This window comes from Belnapia sp. (genome assembly GCF_059504005.1).
In genome coordinates this window covers 1-3,632 of record NZ_JCACHU010000096.1, presented here as the reverse complement: position 1 = coordinate 3,632, position 3,632 = coordinate 1, and the positions used below count along the sequence as shown (strand labels likewise).

At 64.8% G+C, this 3,632-nt stretch carries 5 protein-coding genes; 3 read left to right on the top strand and 2 right to left on the bottom strand.

The genetic code is table 11. From position 1 onward, the window contains the following. Positions 1-23: 23 nt before the first annotated feature. Positions 24-889 (bottom strand): IS5 family transposase gene (locus AC5JJ1_RS13605; protein ID WP_495785643.1). Its coding sequence is split into 2 segments (ribosomal slippage): positions 24-524 and positions 527-889, totalling 864 coding nucleotides; the frame shifts between segments, so codons are not numbered across the junction. Between the two features lie 144 nt (positions 890-1,033). On the opposite strand from AC5JJ1_RS13605, the gene AC5JJ1_RS13600 reads away from it, so the two are divergent. Continuing rightward, positions 1,034-1,675, top strand: a complete 642-nt coding sequence (locus tag AC5JJ1_RS13600; RefSeq protein WP_495785642.1) for an ISAzo13-like element transposase-related protein — start codon at positions 1,034-1,036, stop codon at positions 1,673-1,675. Next, on the top strand, positions 1,584-2,315 hold the full coding sequence (locus tag AC5JJ1_RS13595; protein WP_495785641.1) for an ISAzo13 family transposase: 732 nt from the start codon (positions 1,584-1,586) through the stop codon (positions 2,313-2,315). Before AC5JJ1_RS13600 ends, AC5JJ1_RS13595 begins: the two co-directional genes overlap by 92 nt. Positions 2,316-2,364: 49 nt before the next feature. Here the strand turns inward: AC5JJ1_RS13595 and AC5JJ1_RS13590 are convergent, their stop codons facing one another. Beyond that, entirely contained in the window at positions 2,365-2,805 is a 441-nt protein-coding gene (locus tag AC5JJ1_RS13590; protein WP_495785640.1) for an ISAzo13-like element transposase-related protein, read from the bottom strand. On the opposite strand from AC5JJ1_RS13590, the gene AC5JJ1_RS13585 reads away from it, so the two are divergent. Next, a complete protein-coding gene (locus tag AC5JJ1_RS13585; protein WP_495785639.1) occupies positions 2,705-3,568 on the top strand; it encodes an IS630 family transposase in 864 nt (287 codons plus the stop codon). The genes AC5JJ1_RS13590 and AC5JJ1_RS13585 overlap by 101 nt on opposite strands. Positions 3,569-3,632 lie beyond the last annotated feature (64 nt).

Here is a 3,632-nt window from a genome sequence, read left to right as displayed (position 1 = left end):
CACACCGCTCCCGCTTGCCAACATCATTGCGGTCCGTGATTCAGCAACAGCCTCCATAGTAGAAGCATGCCGATGTGAACCACGCCGAGGTAGTTGGCCGCGCGCTTCTCGTAGCGTGTGGCGATGCGGCGGAACTGCTTGAGGCGGTTGATCAGGCGCTCGACCAGATTGCGACGGCGGTACGCGGTACGGTCGAAGTGGGGCTGCCGGCGCTGGTTGCTCTTGCTCGGGATCACGGCCCGGATGTGACGCCGACGCAGTCGACTGCGCGCAGTCGAGCTGCTGTAGCCCTTGTCGCCGGCGGCGCACCGTGGCCGCAGACGAGGCCGGCCCCCGCCAGGGCGGCGGATCGCCCCCTGATCCAGCAACCCCTCAAGCGCGACCTGCTCGTGCCGCTCGCCGCCGGTCAGCACCGCCGTGATCGGCCGGCCGTTGCCCTCGGCCCGCAGGTGCAGCTTGGTCGAGAACCCGCCCTGACTGCGGCCCAGCGCCTCTCGGGCCTGCGCATTTGGAGCAGTGCTCCAAATCCCCCGACGGCGCCGTCTCGGCGAGCGCCGGCGGCGTGCCGATGAGCGCGGATCACGGTTGCGTCCACGAAGTGCAGGTCCCAGTCGATCTGGCCTGCCGCCTCCGCCTCGGCCTGCAGCGCCGCCAGGATGCGGTCCCACACGCCCGAGGCGCGCCAACGGTAGAAGCGGCTCGAGACCGTCCCACCCAACCCATAGCGCGCCGGCAGGTCGCGCCAGGGCGCACCGGTGCGCAGAACCCACAGAATACCATTGATAATGCGCCGATGCGGCGCGTTCGGATGCCCCGTCCAGGGCTTCTCCGGCGGCAGGTGCGGCTCCAATCGCCGCCACTGCGCGTCGGTCAAATCACCTCGTTTCACTCAACCTATATGGCATCACGAACCCGAAACGTCAGCCCTTTGCAGACACGCCCTAGGGCACGGCACGCAATAATTTTCCCAGGTTTACCGGGCAGGTGCGGTAGAATCGGCATCGCGTCCCACGACCTTGGCGCGGAGGTGATCATGGCTGCCTCTGTTCTACATCAGTGCGGCTGCGCTGCCTGTCGCTCACGCCAGCCCCATCCCGATCAGCTGCTGCATCGGCAGATCAACCTGCTGATCAGCCGCCTGGATGAGCAGCAGCGTCGCTGGTTTGCCGCCGTTGAGGCCACCCGCCAAGGTCACGGCGGAGTGCAACGGCTTGCCGAGATCACGGGGCTGGACCGGCACACCATCGCGCGTGGCCAGCGCGAACTGGCCTCTGGCCTGGCGGACCGTACACCGGAGCGCATTCGACGCCAAGGCGCCGGGCGCCCGGCACGTGAAAGGCAGGATGCTGGGCTCACCACGGCACTGGAAAACCTGCTGGAGCCTGAGACAGCCGGTGATCCCATGGGGAAGCGCACCAAAGGCAAGCGCCGCTCGCTGCGACAACTCAGCGAAGCGCTAAGCGCTGCAGGCCACCCGGCGAGCCGACCAACAGTGGCCCGGCTGCTGCGTGAGCTCGGCTACTCGCCGAAGGCCAATACCAGATGCGGTGAGACGCGCAGCGCGCCTGAACGCAATGCGCAGTTTGAGCACATTGCTGAAGAGCGCCGACGGTTCGAGGCTGCGGGTGCACCGGTCATCAGCGTTGATTCGAAAAAAAAAGGAGCTGATCGGTAACTTCAAGAACCCTGGGCGCAGCTGGTGCCAACAGGCCGATCCGGTGTTGGTGCACGACTGGCCGCAGGATGCAGTCGGCCAAGCCATTCCCTACGGCATCTATGAGACAAAAACGAACCGTGGCTTCGTCGTGATCGGCGACTGCTTCGACACACCACGCTTCGCGGTCGAGGCGATCAGCGACTGGTGGTGGCAGGATGGCCAGCGAGCCTTTCCCGATGCGGACCGCCTGCTGGTGCTGGCCGACGCTGGTGGCTCGAACAGCTGCCGCTCTCGGGTCTGGAAGGCGCAGATCCAGGAGCAGCTATGTGATGCTTTCGGGCTCGAGGTAACGGTTTGTCATTATCCAACCGGCTGCTCGAAGTGGAACCCCATTGAGCACCGCCTATTCAGCTTCATCAGCATCAACTGGGCCGGTGTGCCCCTGCGCAGCTTCGATCTTGCCCAGTCTCTGATTGCCGGAACCACGACCGCGGCGGGCCTGACCGTAACCGCCCACCTCAAGCGCGGCGGCAATGAGCAGGGTGAGGCCGTCTCCGACGCAGACATGCAGCGCCTGCTCCTCACCAGGCATACCACCTGCCCACAATGGAACTACACACTGTCACCACGGCCGCAAACCGAGGCCACGGCGAATTAAATCCCTGCCGTGCCCTAGGGGTTCAATGTCATGGCCAACGATCATGGTATCACGCCTGAAAAGATCCTACTGGCCATTGGCCGACTGCGGCACGGCAAACACCATGTTTCAGACAGTCTAGGGCAAGGCAGGAAATTAATTTGCCACGAGCTCGGTTTGGGGTCGCGGCGACAGTTTGGGGTCGCGGCGACAGTGTGTAGCTCCATTGTGGGCAGGTGGTATGCTTGGTGAGGGGCAGGCGCTGCATGTCTGCATCCGAGACGGCCTCGCCCTGCTCATGGCCGCGGCGCTTGAGGTGGGCGGTCACGGTCAGACCTGCTGCGGTGGTGGTTCCAGCAATCAGGCGCTGGGCGAGGTCGAAGCGGCGCAGCGGCACACCGGCCCAGTTGATGCTGATGCAGCTAAGAAGGCGGTGCTCAATGGGGTTGCCCGGCCGGGCTCCGCTGGCCACCACGACGGTGGCCAAGGTGCTGGCGCTGACCTGTTCCAAGCCGCCGGGCGCCGTGACCCATTGGACTGGCCGGGCGATGGCCAAGACGGTCGGCATCAGCCTGACCGCAGTGCAGCGCATCTGGCAGGCCAACCGCCTGCAGCCGCACCGGCTGCGTACCTTCAAGCGCTCCAACGACCCCGCCTTCGCCAGCAAGGTCGAGGACATCGTCGGCCTGTACATGGATTCGCCCTGCCATGCCGTGGTGCTGTCGATCGACGAGAAGAGCCAGATCCAGGCGCTCGATCGCACTCAGCCGGGCTTGCCGCTGAAGCCCGGCAAGTGCGGCACCATGACGCACGACTACAGGCGCAACGGCACCACAACCCTGTTCGCCGCCCTCAACACCCTCGACGGCACCGTGGTTGGCCGCTGCATGCCACGGCACACCCACAGGGAGTTCGTCCGCTTCCTCAATGCCGTCGAACGCGCGGTCCCGGTCGGCAAGGTGATCCATGCCATCGTCGACAACTATAGTACCCATAAACACCCGAAGGTGCGGCAATGGCTGGCCGGTCACCCCCGCTGGGTTTTCCACTTCACGCCAACCTCCGCATCCTGGATCAACGCCGTCGAGGGCTTCTTCTCTACCATTACCCGCAGGCGCATCCGGCGCGGCGTCTTCAAATCCGTATCCGATCTGCAAGACGCCATCGCCCGCTACATCCGTGACCACAACAGGGCCTCCAAGCCGTTCGCCTCGACCAAGCCTGCCGACACCATCCTCGGCAAGCTGGCCAGGCTCCCTGCACCATCCGTTTGAATCACTGCACTCTCATGTCCGCCGTTTCAAGCAGCAGGCGCAGTGATCCTTGGCCTGTTTTTAC

Coding starts and splice junctions, on each gene's coding strand:
- AC5JJ1_RS13600 (WP_495785642.1), top strand. CDS start 1,034: ATGGCTGCCTCTGTTCTACATCAGTGCGGCTGCGCTGCCTGTCGCTCA.
- AC5JJ1_RS13585 (WP_495785639.1), top strand. CDS start 2,705: ATGCTGATGCAGCTAAGAAGGCGGTGCTCAATGGGGTTGCCCGGCCGG.